This is a genomic window from Paenibacillus sp. FSL R10-2199 (assembly GCF_038000235.1).
Lineage (GTDB): Bacteria > Bacillota > Bacilli > Paenibacillales > Paenibacillaceae > Paenibacillus_AQ > Paenibacillus_AQ phytohabitans.
Genome location: NZ_JBBOBO010000001.1, coordinates 2,850,265 through 2,867,327, shown reverse-complemented (window position 1 = coordinate 2,867,327; position 17,063 = coordinate 2,850,265). Strand labels below are relative to the sequence as shown.

The window sequence follows — 17,063 nt, the reverse complement described above, 5'->3', positions numbered from 1 at the left end:
AGAAATCCTTCTTTGTAAAGCATAAATACGGAACGAATGTCAACTTACGCATTGGCACCGTTCCGTATATTTATACCCTAAACCCTCAATCTATACCATAAGTCATAAACATTAGCTGAATTTTCAATCCTTGATTACCACACCAGCTTGCCGAAATCGGCAAACAATCTGGAATCCGCGTTAATGCCGGACAAGAGTGCCAGACGGTTAGCGCGAACCGCCTCGTCTTCAGCCATGACCATAACGGAATCGAAGAATCCGGTAACGGCATCCTTCAGCCCCGACAGAATCTGCAGTGCTTCTGCGGCATGCAAGGCAGCCAGAGCTTCGCGGTAAGGAGCATGAATACTCTGCCAAGTCTGATACAGCTTCTGTTCGGCTTCTTCTTTGAGCAGAGAAGGGTCGATTACCGTTCCTTCGGCTGCTTTGGCCGCCAGATTGCTGACGCGGGTCAGGGAATCCACAGTGATTTTGAAATCAGCTACGTCTGATACTGCATTCATAAGCGCAAGACTTCTGCCTACTACGTCAACGATATCATCGAAACCGGCAGCAATAGCTGCATCCACAACATCATAGCGGACATTGTTGTCGGATAATAGGCGTTTGACGCGCAGACCAAAGAACTCGTAAAGGTTTATACGCAGCTCAGGGGTGAAATGTTTCTCTGAACGTAAACTTTCATGAACTTCCAGCGCTGCAGCGAAAATTTCCTGCAAACTGATACTAAGCTGATGCTCCAGCACAATTTGCACAATTCCTGCCGCCTGACGGCGTAGCGCATAAGGGTCCTGGGAACCGGTCGGGATGATTCCGATCGAGAAACAGCCTACAATCGTATCGATTTTATCGGCAAGGCTGACTACCAGACCTGCCTCCGTTGAAGGAACGGCATCCCCTGCGAAACGCGGCTGATAGTGCTCGAAGATCGCTTTGGATACATTGTCAGCTTCACCGGCCTTACGGGCATAATCCTCACCCATTGTACCCTGCAGCTCAGGGAACTCGCCCACCATTTGCGTAACCAGGTCGAATTTGCAGATATCCGCAGTCCGGCTGACTTCAGCTGCGGCACTTGCCGGCAGCGCAAGCTTCACAGCCAGACGGTCAGCGATGGCACGGATGCGGCGCACTTTATCCCCTACACTGCCCAGCTCTTCGTGATAGACGATATTCTCCAGCTTGGCCAGCGCATCGTTAATCTGCAGCTTCTGGTCCTCTTCATAAAAGAACTTGGCATCCTGCAGCCGGGCGCGCAGCACCTTCTCGTTACCCTTGGCAATTACGTCCAGCGATACGGCATTCCCGTTACGGACAGTTACGAAGAACGGAAGAAGCTTGCCGTCTTCGCCGAACACCGGGAAGTAACGCTGATGCTCGCGCATAGAAGTAATCAGCACATCCTGCGGAATGTTCAGGAAAGCAGGGTCGAATGTACCGAACAAGACGGTCGGTGTTTCTACCAGGAACAGCACTTCTTCGAGCAGATCTTCCTTAATCGCAATCTTCCAGCTCTTCTCTTCGGCGAGCTTGTTGATTCCGCTAAGGATCAGCTCTTCGCGTTCCTTCACATCTACGAGCACATGCTGGCTGCGCAGAGCTTCGGCATACAGGGCAGGTTCAGCGATAACTGCTTCTTCTCCGAGGAAACGGTGGCCGCGGCTCACATTGCCGGCTTTGACTCCGGTAATCGTAAGGTCAATAATCTCCTGACCGAAGAGCGCGACCATCCAGCGGATTGGCCGGACAAATTTGAAATCATAAGCGCCCCAGCGCATATTTTTCGGGAAAGTCATGGCATTGACAATACCTGTAAGACCTTCAGAGAGCAGGGAAGCTGTCTCAATCCCGGTGCTGCTCTTGGTGGCATAGATGTATTCTACGCCCGCCAGTTCCTTGAAGGTAAACTGCTCCGGCGCAACGCCCTGGCTGCGGGCAAATCCAAGTGCCGCCTTGCTCCACTCGCCGCTTGCGTCCAGTGCGATTTTGCGGGACGGGCCTTTGACTTCTTCACTCACATCTTCCTGCCGCTCAGCAGCATCCTTCACCAGTACAGCAAGACGGCGCGGTGTTGCAAATGCGGTAACGCCATTGTGGCTGATCCGCGAGGCTTCGAGCCATTTGGCTGTTCTATCCTTCAACTGTTCCATGGCGGCGCGGATGAAGCGGGCCGGAATTTCCTCGAGACCGATCTCGAACAAAATGTCTTTAGACAAGGTCAGCACCTTCTTTCTTCAGCAGCGGGAAGCCGAGCTTCTCGCGTTCCTCCAGATATGTTGCCGCTACGGTGCGGGCAAGATTACGCACTCTTGTGATGAATCCCGTACGTTCGGTTACACTGATCGCTCCGCGCGCATCCAGAAGGTTGAAGGTATGCGAGCATTTCAGCACATAGTCATAGGCGGGGAAAACCAAATGGTTCTCCATCGCTCTGCGCGCTTCCTCTTCGTAGGTGTTGAACAGGGTGAACAGCATTTTGACATCGGAAACTTCAAAAGTATACGTGGAATGCTCCACCTCCGGCTGATGGAACACATCACCGTAAGTCATTCCGTCTACCCATTCCAGGTCGAATACATTTTCCTTATCCTGAATGTAGGAGGCAAGACGCTCCATACCGTAAGTAATCTCCACCGCTACCGGGCTGGCTTCAATTCCCCCTACCTGCTGGAAGTAGGTAAATTGCGTGATTTCCATTCCGTCCAGCCACACTTCCCAGCCGAGGCCTGCACAGCCCAGTGACGGATTCTCCCAGTTGTCTTCGACAAACCGCACGTCATGCAGCAGGGGATCTACGCCCAGTGCCTTCAAGCTATCCAGATACAGCTCCTGAATATTGTCCGGGGACGGCTTGATGATGACCTGGAACTGGTGATGCTGGTACAGGCGGTTCGGGTTCTCCCCGTAACGGCCGTCTGACGGACGGCGTGAAGGCTCGACATAAGCGACCTTCCAGGGCTCCGGACCGAGTGACCGCAAAAAGGTCATGGGATTCATCGTGCCCGCCCCTTTTTCCGTATCATACGGCTGGACGAGAATACAGTTCTGGGCTGCCCAGAACTGCTGCAGTGTCAGAATCATCTGCTGAAAGTTCATACTACCGACTCCTTCGCTTTACAAGTGTGTACTGCCTCTTTACTTATGACTGGCTCTTGCTGCTGCGCGATGGAGGCGGTCACCGGCTTCTTTCTGTATCCCTGCGGCAGGTTATGGAGAGTATATCCTTCATAAGTCCGCCACAAGGCAAAAAAGCTCCCGCCCCCATGCCTGATTAACAGACATAGGGACGAGAGCCTGAATTCTTCTCCCGCGGTTCCACCCTACTTGATTACGCTACGCGAAATCCACTTTTCATTCTGCCGCTTCCGTACTCCCGGGCGCCATGTTCATGAACGTTGTCCTGCCAGGCTTCCACTATCCCCGGCTCGCTGAAGCGACAAATCGATTCATTACTTTCCCGATCGCTGCACTCTCTCCATGTCTGGAGCAATCACGGCATTCCTATAAATTGCTGTAAAAAGAAACTGAACTTATAGTAACGGATAATTCGCATTTCGTCAAATATTGTATTTATCAAGCTGATCGAGGAAACTCTGCGATTTCAGCCGGAGCCCCAGCTGCATATCCATAAATGCCCGCATAATGGCCTTGAGCTCTGCGCGTGTCTCTGGCTTCACATCCACATTGCCAAGTCTGGTCAGATCAAGTAGCGCGAATAGACGAAGCAGCTTCAGTGCACGCGGAGAAATCTCCATCACGGGAGGATCATTATGCCGGCAGCTGCGGCAGATTACACCGCCAAGACGCGGACTGATTCTAAGCTCCTCATCCGGCTTGTCCATATCGCAGACTACACAGGTATCAAGCTGCGGGCCATAGCCTGCCGCCTGCAGCACTTTCATTTCAAAAACATTTATGATGATGCCGGGCTCTTTGTCTTCTTCAAGTGCATTCAGGCAGGCGCTTAATTGACGGAACCAAAAGCTTCCCGTCTCTTCATCATGCAGTACCCGGTCAAGCAGCTCGCAGGCATAGGATGCATACGCCGCTTTGACAAGATCCTCACGCAGCGGATGATGGGACTTCGTGATCTCCCCGGCATTCAGTGTTCCGAGTCCTCCATTGTTACGGAAAAATACAAATTCTCCTGTTGTGAACAACTGGATCAGGGCAGCATGGCGGCTTTTCACCTTCTTGGCGCCCCGTACCAGAACACCTACTTTACCGGCGTTCTCGGTGCAAAGCGTAATAATTGCGTTCCCTTCGCCGTAGTCCATGCTGCGGATGACGATCCCTTCCACCCTGTATAGCATGCCTCTTCTCCCAACCACTCGGCAAGCAACCAGTCCTTATTGTGCTTCTTCATCAGTGACCATCTCTTCCTCCGCCGGCAGCGGTCCGCTGCTCTCCGGCGAATCCCCAGCTTCTCTGTACAGCAAATAAGCATCGACATCTCCAGTCATTGCAAAATACTTCCACGAAAAGTTCCGCATTCGTATTCATCCTTTCTTCGGAAACACGATGTCTCTTCAGAAGTAGGATGTACGAAGCTCAGGGATCTATCCTTGCAATTCCTGCCAAGTAGAAGCGGAGGGAAGGTTTATTGGTCTTTATGGAAGCCCAAATCCCGCAGTACGCGGTCCTGATTGCGCCAGTCTTTTTTCACTTTTACCCATAGTTCCAGGAAAATCTTCGAACCCAGCAGGTTCTCAATATCCGTCCGCGCACGCCGTCCGACTTCCTTCAGCAGGGCACCCTGCTTGCCGATAATGATCCCCTTCTGGGAATCGCGCTCCACAAAAATAACCGCTGAAATATGCACTACGCCATTCGGTTCAACGCTCATGTCCTCAATCGCCACCGCAATGGAATGCGGCACCTCTTCGCGGGTCAGATGCAGAATCTTCTCGCGGATCAGCTCCGCACAGACGAATTGCTCCGGGTGATCGGTAATCTGGTCGTCCGGATAATACTGCGGGCCTTCCGGCAGATACTTCTGCACCTGCTCCAGCAGCGTATTGACATTGCTGCCCATTTTGGCAGAAATCGGCACGATCTCGGCGAACTCATGCAGCTTGTTGTATTCGGTAATCATCGGAAGCAGCGCTTCGGGCTCGATTTTGTCAATCTTGTTCATCACGAGAATGACCGGCGTCTTGATGGAGTTCAGCTGTTCCGCAATATAACGGTCACCGCCGCCCATGCCCTCAGAAGCATCCACCAGGAACAACACAGCCTCCACTTCATGCAGGGTGCTCATCGCTGTCTGGTTCATGTAATCGCCCAGCTTCGACTGTCTTTTATGGATACCCGGTGTGTCCAGGAATACGATCTGCGAATTATTGGCTGTATATACCCCGTGAATTTTGTTTCTGGTGGTCTGCGGCTTGTCCGACATAATGGCGATCTTCTGGCCAATCACCTGGTTCATAAGTGTCGATTTGCCTACGTTCGGTCTGCCGATAATGGCGACAAACCCTGATTTGAATTTCATATAATCCTCCTATTTATCTTACAACTTGGTCAAAAACGTTCATAACATTTTAGATCAATCTGGAAACCTTGATACTAGGTCAAAAGCGTTTCGATCAAAAACGTTTCAAAACCCTTCGATCAAAAACGTTTCAAAACCTTTCGATCAAAAACGTTTCAAAACCTTTCGATCCCCCTAAGTCCCCCTTCGCCAAGGGGGACCCCAAGGGCCCCGGCCCTCTGGACACCCGGAAATGGCGTGGACTCAGCATCCGGCACGGGGAAAGCGGGGTTGGAGCATGAGCGCTTACGTTCCCTGCGGGAACACGCTTTACTGCGGCGCAATAAGTGACTGACACGCTATACTGCGGCGCGGAAAAGACTGGTTACTTGAACAACCCAAAGCTTGGTCAAAAACAATACTTCCAAATCTTTTCGATCCCCCTAAGTCCCCCTTAGCCAAGGGGGACCCCAAGGGCCCCGGCCCTCTGGACACCCGGTATTGGCGTGGTCACAGCTTCCGGCACGGGGAAAGCGGGGGTGGAGCAGGAGCGCTTGCGTTCCCTGCGGGAACACGCTTTACTGCGGCGCAATAAGTGACTGACACGCTATACTGCGGCGCGGAAAAGACTGGTTACTTGAACACCTAAACCATACTTGAACCCTCTAAAACAAACTTAGTTGTATTTTGTACACTTATTCTGTTTAGAATCAGAGACTCTACAGGTTTAAATGTATTTCGTACAACTATTTCCTCACTGAGAGGCTGTTATTGGACAAACTAGCAAATATAGTTGTACTTTTTGCAGTTATATCGAAGTTTAGCGGATTTAGCGGGATTTTAATTGTACAAAATACAATTAAACTATGATCACAGGCATAATTAAACCCAACTAAATACTTCACCTGTCTTGCTGCTACTCCGGAGCCTGACCCTGCTCCAGGTCCGCAGGACCGAACGCGCCGGGCAGCAGGTCGCGCACTGTAGTCTCCACGATGTCGCCCTTCAGGTTGCCGAGAATGACCGGCATATCAGGGCCGCACAGCTCAACCATTACCTGGCGGCAGACGCCGCAAGGCGATACGGGGCCGTCCGTATCCGCAACTACAGCGATAGCCCGGAAGGTCCCCGGCTTATGCCCGTCCGCAATCGCGCGGAACATAGCGGTCCGTTCCCCGCAGTTGGTCGGTCCGTAGGCAGCATTCTCAATATTACAGCCGTGGTGAACATTCCCGTCCTGATCTAGCAGCGCAGCACCGACTCCGAAACGGGAATAAGGTATATATGCATTGGCTCTTGCCTTGATCGCTTCCTGAAGAAGTAGAGCAGAATCCATAGTTGTCCTCCTAAAAGTTTTGTGAGCATATACTTCTCTGATTAGTCTTCTTACAAAACTCACTTCGTAAGAATAACCTTAGTTTTGTGAGCATACACCGCTTCGGTTATTCTTCGTCTAAAACCCGCTTTATAAGCATACACCGCATCCATTATTCTTCGTACACTACCGGCCGCTTAAACATGACCTGGTATTGTGGTTCTAAGTAAAGATGACGGAGCGCACAAAGCGGATCCGCCTCTCCCTAAGCTGAAGTTGTAAACTGATTATGACATAAGACTTGTGATCCAGTCCATCACGGGATGATAAAAAACATAGATTCCCGTAATAACAGCAAACACCGCCGTAAGCAGTACAGCTCCTGCGGCGGTATCTTTGGCCTTCTTGGCCAAGGGATGAATCTCCGGCGACACCAGGTCAATCGTCGCTTCAATCGCCGTATTCAGCAGCTCGGCGGTCAGCACCAGCGTAATCGCCAGAAGCAGCAGCATCCAGCTTGACAGGGGGAGCCTGAATACTGCGGCGGCAGCCAGTACAATAACAGCGAGGCCGCTGTGCACCTTCATATTCAGCTCCGACCGGAAAGCCGCAGCAATGCCATGAGCCGCAAAGCGAAAAGAATGCCAGAATTTTTTGTGGCCGACCGCCGTGTTCTTGACCATTAGCGTGTCAACCCGACCTGAGCCAGAACATTCTCCTGCTTAGACATCATCTCGGCCTCAGATTCCGGATCCTGATGGTCATATCCCAGCAAATGCAGGAAACCGTGGACGAACAGGAAGCCCAGCTCGCGCTCCAGCGAATGTCCATATTCCAGCGCCTGCTCTTGCGCACGCGTTACGGAGATAATGATATCTCCGAGCACGTTAGGTACTTCCTCCAGCACCTCGCCCTCACCATTGGGCACAGCATATATAATTTCCGGCTCATCTTCTCCGGTCTCATTCATCGCGAAGGACAGCACGTCCGTTGGACGGTCGATTCCCCGGTACTCCAGATTCAGCTCATGGATGCGTTCGTTATTGACGAAGGTAAGATCCACTTCACCCTCATCGATTCCTTCAGCGCTGCCCGCTTTCTGCAGAATGATCTCCAGCAGGGCGATCAGCTCGCCGTTAATCTCATGCTCTTCCTGTTCATTGCTCCAAACGACGCTCAGGCTCATTTTTGATGGCCCCTTCCTCTTTTTTGGGCTTGCGCACATCCTCGGGGTACTCAATCCGGGAATGGAAAATGCCCATTACAGTCTCTTTAAGTGTCCGTGCAATAATGTCCAGCTCTTTGATGGTCAGGTCGCATTCATCAAACTGATGGTCATCCAGCCGGCTTTTGATAATCTTCTCGATCATCGTTTCTACCTGCACGACAGTAGGCTTGCGGAGGGAGCGGACCGCGGCCTCCACACTGTCGGCGATACCGACCACTGCAGATTCCTTCGACTGTGCCTTCGGTCCCGGATAACGGAAGTCCTCCTCCGTGAAGTCGGGCTCCACACCCTTCTCCTCCGCAATCTTCAGTGCTTTATGATAAAAATAATGCAGGAATGTCGTGCCGTGATGCTGCTCCGCGATATCGCGGATCGGCTTCGGCAGCTTGTACTCCTTCTGCATCTCCACCCCGTCACGGGCGTGGGCCACAATGATGGATTTGCTCAGCTTGGGCTCAATCGAATCATGCGGGTTCTCCATATTGTTCTGGTTCTCAATGAAATAGAACGGCCGTTTCGTCTTGCCGATGTCATGATAATACGAACCCACCCGGCACAGCAGGCCGTCTGCACCGATCGCTTCAGCAGCGGCCTCGGATAAGTTCCCGACCATAACACTGTGATGGTACGTTCCCGGTGTCTCCGTAAGCAGCTTGCGCAGCAGCGGATGATTCGGGTTAGACAATTCGACGAGCTTCAGCGCCGACAGGATGCCGAACGTGGCTTCGAAGAATGGCATCAGGCCGATTACCAGCACGGCAGTCAGCAGGCCGCTGGCAAACGCGAACCCGATGGAATACAGCGTCTGCGTCTCATTCCACACACCACCGCCCAGCATGGTCAGTATAGCTACCGTCAGGCAGCCGAACAGGGAGACCATGATTCCGCCCTTCAAGAGTGTAGAGCGCTGTCCTGCCCGATGGGTGGAGAAAATAGCCACATAGCTCACAATAAGTGCAAAGAAGCCGAAAGTGAAATCAAATACGGTGTTCTGCTGCACATTCAGAATAATACTGGCAAGGACGCTGAACAGAATGGAACAGAAATAGGCCAAGGTCATATCCAGCAGCATGGAGATCAGCATCGCGCCTATCGCTACAGGAGCCAGGAAGCCTATATACGTCCGGACATCCGTCTGCAGGAATGCCGCCAGCTTCATCATAATAATTGTAATTATAAACACCAGCACCAGCATGAGCAGCTGGGAGTTATTATACTTGAAACCGGAGGTCCCGCCGTTATAACGGATGAATGTCATCAGGCCAAAAGACAGCAGCACGGAGAGCAGCAGCAGTCCGAATTGCGGCCAATAATTAACTTCTTTGCTCAAGAGGCCGTTCTCGTCCAGCAGGGCATACAGTTCCGGAGTAATCTCCTGGTTCTTGGCGACCAGCACATCCCCCTGCTCGATGAATACATCAGGTGTATTCTGGCGGGCCTGCACCTTCGCTTCCTTGGTCGCATCCTCATCGTAGAACTTGTTGCTTGTAATGACCAGCCGCACCAGCTCCTGCACAACCTCACGGGCGGTCCGCTGGCTCAGCGAACTGACACTGACCTGCTCGGCCACCTTAGCTCGCGCGGTCTGGGCGTCAGTAATCTGGTCATTCATCAGTTTGGTGACAATATCCCGGGCAACAGGCTTCATCTCAATGATATCCTGGGAGGTTAGCCGCGGAATTTTAATATACGTTTCTTCAGGAATCACATAGGCCTGGTCCTTGATGACCGACTGCATTTCAGCGAGCAGATGCTCCGAATACGTTCCGGCTTTACTGCTGGCAGCAACAAAATTAAGAATAAAATCGTTGGCCCGCCGCGGAATTTCCTCACGGTAGATCGTCGTCTTATCGCTTTGTGAAATCGTATCATCCTGATTCAGCCGGTCAATCCGGTCGAGCAGCAGGGTTACTAGATTCTCAGCCCGCATGGGTATAATTGCATACCGGTTAGTTACATTCTCGGCCGCTTCTTCCTGGGCTTTCAGCTTGGCATTGGTGTCCGGAATTTGCTTGGGCGCCGTGATTTCCTTGGCACTGCGTGTACCCTCTTTGATATCGTACTTTTTGGGCAGCAGATCAGAGGACAGGCTGAAGTAGAAAACAAGCCCCAATAACAGGAAAAGAGCATAGCGCGAGACCGCGCTATACTTCCACCCGTTAGTGCTATATACAAATCCGCTTAATTTCGATGGTTGCTTTGAAGCCATGAAGACAATCCCCTTTTTTATTGGAGGTTTTCGGCAGAGCGGTCATAGGCAACGATAATTTTCTGCACCAGGGAATGCCGGACTACGTCCTGTTCTGCAAAATAGACAAAGCCGAGCTCCTCAATACCGGATAATATCGCTTTGGCTTCTATCAGCCCTGACTTCTTGCCGCGCGGCAGATCGATCTGGGTAACATCGCCCGTAATGACCATCTTGGAGCCGAAGCCCAGCCGGGTGAGGAACATTTTCATTTGTTCTGGTGTCGTATTCTGGGCTTCATCGAGGATAATAAAAGCATCCTCCAGCGTACGCCCGCGCATATAGGCAAGCGGCGCAATCTCGATCAGCCCGCGCTCCAGCGCCTTGGCCACCTGATCAGGCCCCATAACGTCGTACAGGGCGTCGTAGAGCGGCCGCAGATACGGATCTACCTTCTCCTGCAAATCACCGGGAAGGAAGCCCAGGTTCTCGCCTGCCTCCACTGCCGGACGCGTCAGCACGATACGCTTGACGGAGCCTTCCTTGAGCGCCGTTACCGCAAGCACAACGGCAAGATAAGTCTTGCCTGTCCCCGCCGGTCCGATGCCAAAGACGATATCACGCTTTTTGATGGTTGTCACATAATGTTTCTGGCCAATCGTTTTGACGCGGATGGGTTTACCGCGGAAAGTTGTTGTAATTTCACCTTTGAACAGGTCAAGCAGCTGATCGGCACGGAAATCCTTCGCCAGTTCTACGGCGTACTGCACATCGCGTTCACTTAGTATGTAACCGCCCCGCACCAGGGACAGCAGCACGTTGAACAGCTGGCCCAGCATGTCCACTTCACGCTCAGCGCCGCGTATGGTAACTTCAGCTTCGCGCGAGTCGATAACCGCCGGAATTTCTTTCTCGATAATTTTCAGGAATCCGTCCTGCGGGCCGAACAGGGATTGAGCTTCTCCCGCATTTTGCAAAGATATACGAATGCTTGCAGTCTGTTCTGACAAGTAGCCTCATTCTCCTCAATTGTTTACTATCGGAAGTTCTTCCGCGATTCTCTCTTCCACCTCAAACAGCACTTTCATATAAACTTTACCATTCTCTTTCTTCTCATGCAAAATTTTTTGACTTTTGATGACGCTGTCAGCACCGTAACGCGCGAAAATATCACTCTTGGCCCGCGTCAGGCCTTCCTCCCGCGCGGCCTCCGGAGTCAGCATTTCAGCGGTATATTTAATCTCCAGCTCCTTCTCGGTCATCATGCCCAGCGGCAGCTTAAAGGACCGCCAGGACAGCATATCGGGCTCCGTAAGCGTGCGTGACTTCTCAAAGCCGGAATCCCCGTACCCCCACAGCTGCACCGCCCATTTGCCGAGAACGAGATACGTGCGGTCTTTGCGTTCTCCTGTATAGGAACTGCCCGTTCTTTTGAGGGGCACCTCAAGATTATATTCATGCCATACCAGGCCTTTAACATCGCCTTTGGCTACTACAAACTCTGTATTCTCCTCGTCCCCCAGCGCTCCGGAGATGAGGATGTCCCCTTTTTTGACGCGGGAGTTGCGGCTCACCACAGGTCTGCCCTGCTCTGCATAGATTTCAGTGACAACCGCATCCGTCCTGCTGATCAGATGGCGCTGGCTGAGTAGCGGCTTAGTCTCCGGGCGGTCGGCTTCGACAACCTGGATCGTAATGCTCGTCCCCGTCCGGTGAAACCCTGCCCACGTCAGCCCCGGAACAAGGGTGGTCAGCTCCCTGGAGAGCTTGTCCGACTCTTCCATCCGCCAAATCCACTGAAAAGGGTACACCCCCTCCTTGCGTGCGGCTTCGAGAATGTCCTCGGTAGGAATGCGGGTATTCCCTTCAACCTTAATGCTCCACACCATAGAGGACAGCAGCAGCAGCCCCACACCGAAGATCAGCAGTCCTGCGGCAAAAAACTTCCGCTTCCACAAGCGGGCCGCCCGGAAAGGAATTCCGTTACGGGCCGTAACATGCATGCGGCAGCCTGTCTTCTTAAGGAGCGGACGGAGTCTGAAAAAATCATCCAGCAGCAGGTTCAGCGAAGCGCCGTCCCCGGCAGGCCTCACATCCCAGATGACGATGCCTGCTCCGGTTACAGCGTTGATAAAGGTCTCCACCTGCGGTCCCGTCACATGCAGTGTAACGAACCCCCGCAGCGATGACAGAGGCGGCTCTTTCATGGATTCTCCCCACTTTCCTTATACCTGATTTCACCGATAATACCTTCAACGGCAAGCTCCTGGCCCAGAATATTGCGGATGACCAGCCCTTCACCGGAAATCTCCAGATATCCCTTGGCCAATGCCAGCCTGAGCTGCTCCGATGAGAAATGCAGCACGCCGCGGTGGTTCTCAATATACAATTCCTTATTGCCGATCAGGGTGATCCGGGGCATCTCCTGCAGCACATCCTGCGGAAGATCCAGTACCCCGTTTGTCCATCCCCGCAGCCTGCGGCCAATACGGGTCATATATAGACGCTCCCCCTTCCTGCCTTCTGTACACCTTATGCGGGAGGGCGTTTGTTTATGAGAAGAACTCACATCATTTGTACCGTGAGGCTCCTGCGGCTCCATCAGTCAGGCAGTGGTATATGCAGCGGATTCTGCAGGATAAGTCCACGGGATAACACGGCAAAAAGCCCGGATCTGCTCCTCTTAAGGAGCAAATTCGAGCTTTCAGGCAAAGCAAAGAGGTAACCGCAGTGCAAAGCAGCCGCTCTTCTGCCGGGGGTTCAGCCTTCCTTGCGGACAGAGGCATGCGGCTGCCGGGAACGGGGCGGTCCCAGAATCTCCGCCCACATCAGGCCGCTGCGCAGCGCCTCACGGTCCTGCACCAGCGGATGTTGCCCTGTACCCGCCTGAGACGAACTGGCGCCCTCTCCGGCAGTCATTGTGCCTGTGGAAGGCACTGCAGCCGCCATGCCGTCAAAAGCCGCCTGCAGCCGCTCCAGCTCCCGCTGCATGCGTTCTGTCCGCGCCTGCACACCGTCCATATCGCCGGTCTGCTCCATGGACATCCCTTCGCCTGTCTCATAGTCAGGCGAAGGCTGCTCTGCCCGCTCCGGCCACGCCGGCGAAGCATCGTATTCCCGCTCTTCCGGCGCGGGATCAGGCCGGCCCGAATTCCCCCGGCGCCCCCCGGGCTCCGGAAATCCGCTGCCCGGACGTTCAGGGCGCCCGCTATCCGCTGTCCGGGCGGGAGCACGGGGGCGGCGCAGCGGACCCCCTTCGCCCCCGCCGCCAAAGGTAGGCATGCCGCCGCGCGGGGCGGACTTGCCTTTATTTTTGTTCCAGTTGCTGATGACCGCGATCACCGCAATGACCACGATGTAGAGTATGCTGCTCATGGGAAATCACATCCCTTTATTTGTGGGGCGGACGACTGCTGTCGTCCCCGTCGTTTAATTTACCGAGGGAGCCGCGCATCTGCGTGTCGGCCTCAATATTTTTGAGGTTCATGTAGTCCATTACACCAAGCTTGCCGGAGCGCAGCGCTTCGGCCATCGCAAGCGGTACCTGGGATTCGGCTTCAACCACCAGCGCCTTCATCTCCACCACCCGGGCCTTCATCTCCTGCTCGTGGGCGACAGCCATGGCTCTGCGTTCCTCCGCTTTGGCCTGGGCGATGCGCTTATCCGCCTCCGCCTGCTCGGTTTGGAGGTACGCGCCAATATTCTTCCCAACATCAATATCCGCAATATCTATAGACAGAATCTCAAAAGCGGTACCAGAGTCCAGACCCTTGGACAACACCGTCCGCGAGATGGAATCGGGATTCTCCAGCACATCCTTGTGCGAATCACTCGAACCTACTGTGGTTACGATCCCCTCACCGACACGGGCAATAATCGTTTCTTCACCGGCGCCGCCGACGAGACGGTCGATATTGGCCCGGACGGTTACCCGCGCTTTAACCTTGACCTCAATCCCGTTCTTGGCCACAGCCGCAACAATCGGAGTTTCAATGACCCGCGGGTTAACGCTCATCTGAACCGCCAGCAGCACATCGCGTCCGGCCAGATCGATGGCTGCAGCACGGGTGAATTCCAGCGGAATATCCGCTCTCTGTGCCGCTATCAGCGCATTCACTACCCGGTCTACATTCCCTCCGGCAAGGTAGTGGCTCTCCAGCTGGTTGATATTCAGGCCCAGCCCTGCCTTGGTAGCCTTAATCAGCGGATTGACAATCCGGCTTGGCGTTACCCGGCGCAGACGCATCGCTACCAGCGTAATAATGCTGATTCGAACGCCCGATGCCCAGGCCGAAACCCACAGCATGACCGGGAAGAAGCTGAAGAAGACGCTTAGTACAATGATCACGACAACCGCGATCAACAAAAAAGTAATCATAGATGCTTCCATCATACGCTTTACAACCTCCGTTATTTTTTGGGATTAACCTTATTTCCATACAGTATTACACGCTGCTGCCTGCTCATAACAGAGGTACAGCTATTTCACGGATTCCTTCACAACCACCCGGCCGCCTTCGACCTTTACCACCGAAATAGCGGTTTGCGCGCCGATGAATCCGCCCTCTGTCACCACATCAATCCGCTCGCCGCCAATAGCGGCAGTTCCGGCCGGGCGCAGCGGAGTTACGCTGATTCCGGAAGCTCCGATCAAACTCAGCTTCTCCGTCACAGGCACAAACCCCTGCTCTTTGGTGAGGCTATCCTGGAGAATGAACCGGTTCCAGATCCCCCGCTCCTTGAAGACCACAGCCACAATCACAATCACCACTGCCGCTGCCGAAAAAGCAATGCCCAGACTGAACATCGCATGCGTAAAGCTGTAAGCAGCTCTTACAACACCAGCCACAAGGCTGACAGAGCCCAGCAGCCCCAGAATACCAAAGCTTGGCACAAACAGCTCAAGCACCAGCATTACGAGTCCCAGAATGAACAGCAGCAACGTCTCCGCCCCGGCGAAGCCAGCCACATAGTTCCCGAAGAAATAGAGAGCAAATGCCAGCGTCCCGATAATTCCGGGCACCCCAAAGCCGGGTACCAGCAGTTCAATGAACACCCCGGCGATGCCGACAAAGAGCAGAATCGTCATAATAACCGGATTCGTCAGAAAATGCGACATTTTCTCCGCACCGGTATGCTCTACGCGAAAAATGTCATCTGTAGAATAACCCAGCCAAGTAATGGCCTCATTGGCTGTACCCGCAATACGGTCGGCATAACCTGCCTGGAGCGCTTCCTCACTGCTCAGAGCGATGATTTCCCCCTGCCCCTTGGCCACGCCAAGTTCGGGCTTGTTCACCACCAGGTTGATATCCATCATCCCTGCAGCCACTTCCGGATCACGCCCGTTCAGCGATGCGGCTCCTACCATCTTGGATTTCCAGTAGGATACCATTTTTGCGTCTTCCACGCTATTGCCATTCCTGTCTACCAGTGAAGCGGCACCGATCATACTGCCCGGCTTCATGATAATGGCGCCAGCATTAAGCGCTATGTAACTGCCGGCGGAAGCGGCGTCGCCTTTGATGTAGGCCGCGGTAGGAATTTTGCTGTCCCTGACCATATTTCCGATTTGTTCAGCTGAATCCACCCGGCCGCCCGGTGTGTCAATCTCCAGCACAATCAGAACCGCGCCGTAATTGGCAGCCTCCTGAAATCCGCGTTCCAGAAAGCTCTGCAATCCGCGCTCAATCTCCTGATCCACCGGAATGATAAACACAGGACCGCCCACAACTGTACCCGCAGCCGCAGCCGGCGCGCGAACCGCTTCATTATCTGCATGGACCCTGCCCGCTAACGGCAGAATCAGCAGAATCATCATCGCGGCTATACAGGACAAGACCCCTATGCGTAACTTTTTCAAGCTTGCTGCCTCCCCTCTGCACGATTTAAAACCACCTGCATCCTTATCATATAATAAAACGCAGCATATAATCCTTAGTACGCCAGTTTCTGCACAGGCGTTTCAACAGTGGATAAAGTGTATCTATTAAGATCATCTTCACTGATGGATTGCAAAACTGTTTGAGGAGGGAATACGGGAAGCTAGAGGTTAATAGAAAGGTTTAGAGAGGTTTATGTTAATAGAGGTAATAAATTTTCATTATGATAAACTGCCGCATTCGAAGCTATGGTACTTGGAGTCCGCAACACTCCACATAACGAAAAACACCCCTAATTAAAGGGGTGCTAGCGTTATATTATTGCAGAAATTGCTGAACCGCCTGGTTCACGAGTTTACCATCGGCGCGACCTTTGACCTTAGGCATCAGTGCGCTCATCACCTTACCCATTTCACTTTTCGAAGAAGCACCGGTTTCCTGGATGGTCTGCTGTACAATTACTTTAATTTCTTCTTCGGAAAGCTGTTCAGGAAGATATTGAATGATAATCTCGATTTCTGCCTTAGTACTCGCGGCAAGCTCTTCGCGACCCGCTGCTTCAAATTCTTGGAGGGCATCTTTGCGCTGTTTGATTTCACGACTAAGGATATCAAGCACTTCGTTGTCGTCTAATGTTCTCTTCAAATCTATTTCAAGATACTTTATTGTAGAACGAACCATTCGAATGGTGGAGAGTCTGAACTTGTCCTTACTCTTCATCGCTTGCTTCATATCTTCGTTTAATCGTTCGCTAAGATTCATGCGTGGGTAATCCTCCTAAAACTTTCTCTTACGAGCAGCCTCAGACTTCTTCTTGCGCTTTACGCTTGGCTTCTCATAATGCTTGCGTTTCTTCACCTCAGCCAAGACACCATCTTTAGCAATGGAACGTTTAAAGCGACGAAGTGCAGCATCAATTGTCTCGTTTTTGCGAACTTTCGTTTCAGACACCAGTTTTCCCTCCCTCCGACCAGACC

The 17,063-nt window shown here is 52.8% G+C and carries 17 protein-coding genes; all 17 read right to left on the bottom strand.

The genetic code is table 11. The features are described 5' to 3' along the window. Positions 1-134: 134 nt before the first annotated feature. On the bottom strand, positions 135-2,216 hold the full coding sequence (glyS, locus tag NYE33_RS12425; RefSeq protein ID WP_336100669.1) for a glycine--tRNA ligase subunit beta: 2,082 nt from the start codon (positions 2,214-2,216) through the stop codon (positions 135-137). Further along, a complete protein-coding gene (gene glyQ / locus NYE33_RS12420) occupies positions 2,209-3,096 on the bottom strand; it encodes a glycine--tRNA ligase subunit alpha (RefSeq protein WP_039304138.1) in 888 nt (295 codons plus the stop codon). Before glyQ ends, glyS begins: the two co-directional genes overlap by 8 nt. Positions 3,097-3,557: 461 nt before the next feature. Next, complete coding sequence (gene recO, locus NYE33_RS12415; protein ID WP_341065953.1) at positions 3,558-4,313, bottom strand: DNA repair protein RecO; 756 nt, start codon at positions 4,311-4,313, stop codon at positions 3,558-3,560. A gap of 36 nt (positions 4,314-4,349) precedes the next feature. Then, complete coding sequence (locus NYE33_RS12410) at positions 4,350-4,493, bottom strand: YqzL family protein (RefSeq protein ID WP_076244089.1); 144 nt, start codon at positions 4,491-4,493, stop codon at positions 4,350-4,352. 107 nt (positions 4,494-4,600) lie between these two features. Then, on the bottom strand, positions 4,601-5,494 hold the full coding sequence (era, locus tag NYE33_RS12405) for a GTPase Era (RefSeq protein ID WP_039304132.1): 894 nt from the start codon (positions 5,492-5,494) through the stop codon (positions 4,601-4,603). 895 nt (positions 5,495-6,389) lie between these two features. Next, positions 6,390-6,809 (bottom strand): cytidine deaminase, encoded by a 420-nt coding sequence (locus NYE33_RS12400; RefSeq protein ID WP_039304130.1) that lies wholly within the window; start codon positions 6,807-6,809, stop codon positions 6,390-6,392. A 266-nt stretch (positions 6,810-7,075) separates the two neighbouring features. Continuing rightward, positions 7,076-7,471, bottom strand: a complete 396-nt coding sequence (locus NYE33_RS12395) for a diacylglycerol kinase family protein (protein WP_042139429.1) — start codon at positions 7,469-7,471, stop codon at positions 7,076-7,078. Continuing rightward, positions 7,471-7,974: an rRNA maturation RNase YbeY gene (gene ybeY / locus NYE33_RS12390; protein WP_336100677.1), complete on the bottom strand. Its 504-nt coding sequence runs from the start codon at positions 7,972-7,974 to the stop codon at positions 7,471-7,473. Before ybeY ends, NYE33_RS12395 begins: the two co-directional genes overlap by 1 nt. Then, positions 7,946-10,225: an HD family phosphohydrolase gene (locus tag NYE33_RS12385; protein WP_076245016.1), complete on the bottom strand. Its 2,280-nt coding sequence runs from the start codon at positions 10,223-10,225 to the stop codon at positions 7,946-7,948. The genes ybeY and NYE33_RS12385 overlap by 29 nt, the downstream gene beginning before the upstream one ends. Before the next feature lie 17 nt (positions 10,226-10,242). Then, positions 10,243-11,214, bottom strand: coding sequence for a PhoH family protein (locus NYE33_RS12380; protein ID WP_039304117.1), 972 nt, complete (start codon positions 11,212-11,214; stop codon positions 10,243-10,245). 15 nt (positions 11,215-11,229) lie between these two features. Beyond that, a complete protein-coding gene (gene yqfD / locus NYE33_RS12375) occupies positions 11,230-12,411 on the bottom strand; it encodes a sporulation protein YqfD (RefSeq protein WP_076245018.1) in 1,182 nt (393 codons plus the stop codon). Next, on the bottom strand, positions 12,408-12,701 hold the full coding sequence (gene yqfC, locus NYE33_RS12370) for a sporulation protein YqfC (RefSeq protein WP_039304110.1): 294 nt from the start codon (positions 12,699-12,701) through the stop codon (positions 12,408-12,410). The genes yqfD and yqfC overlap by 4 nt, the downstream gene beginning before the upstream one ends. 263 nt (positions 12,702-12,964) lie before the next feature. Next, on the bottom strand, positions 12,965-13,579 hold the full coding sequence (locus NYE33_RS12365) for a hypothetical protein (RefSeq protein ID WP_341065951.1): 615 nt from the start codon (positions 13,577-13,579) through the stop codon (positions 12,965-12,967). Positions 13,580-13,595: 16 nt separating this feature from the next. After that, positions 13,596-14,597, bottom strand: coding sequence for a flotillin-like protein FloA (gene floA, locus NYE33_RS12360; RefSeq protein WP_039310446.1), 1,002 nt, complete (start codon positions 14,595-14,597; stop codon positions 13,596-13,598). 87 nt (positions 14,598-14,684) lie between these two features. After that, entirely contained in the window at positions 14,685-16,025 is a 1,341-nt protein-coding gene (locus tag NYE33_RS12355) for an NfeD family protein (RefSeq protein ID WP_063779841.1), read from the bottom strand. 379 nt (positions 16,026-16,404) lie between these two features. After that, entirely contained in the window at positions 16,405-16,848 is a 444-nt protein-coding gene (locus NYE33_RS12350; RefSeq protein WP_039310385.1) for a GatB/YqeY domain-containing protein, read from the bottom strand. Positions 16,849-16,863: 15 nt separating this feature from the next. Beyond that, the gene (gene rpsU, locus NYE33_RS12345) at positions 16,864-17,037 is read right to left on the bottom strand and encodes a 30S ribosomal protein S21 (RefSeq protein ID WP_005547957.1); all 174 of its coding nucleotides are present in this window, start codon (positions 17,035-17,037) and stop codon (positions 16,864-16,866) included. Positions 17,038-17,063: the final 26 nt, after the last annotated feature.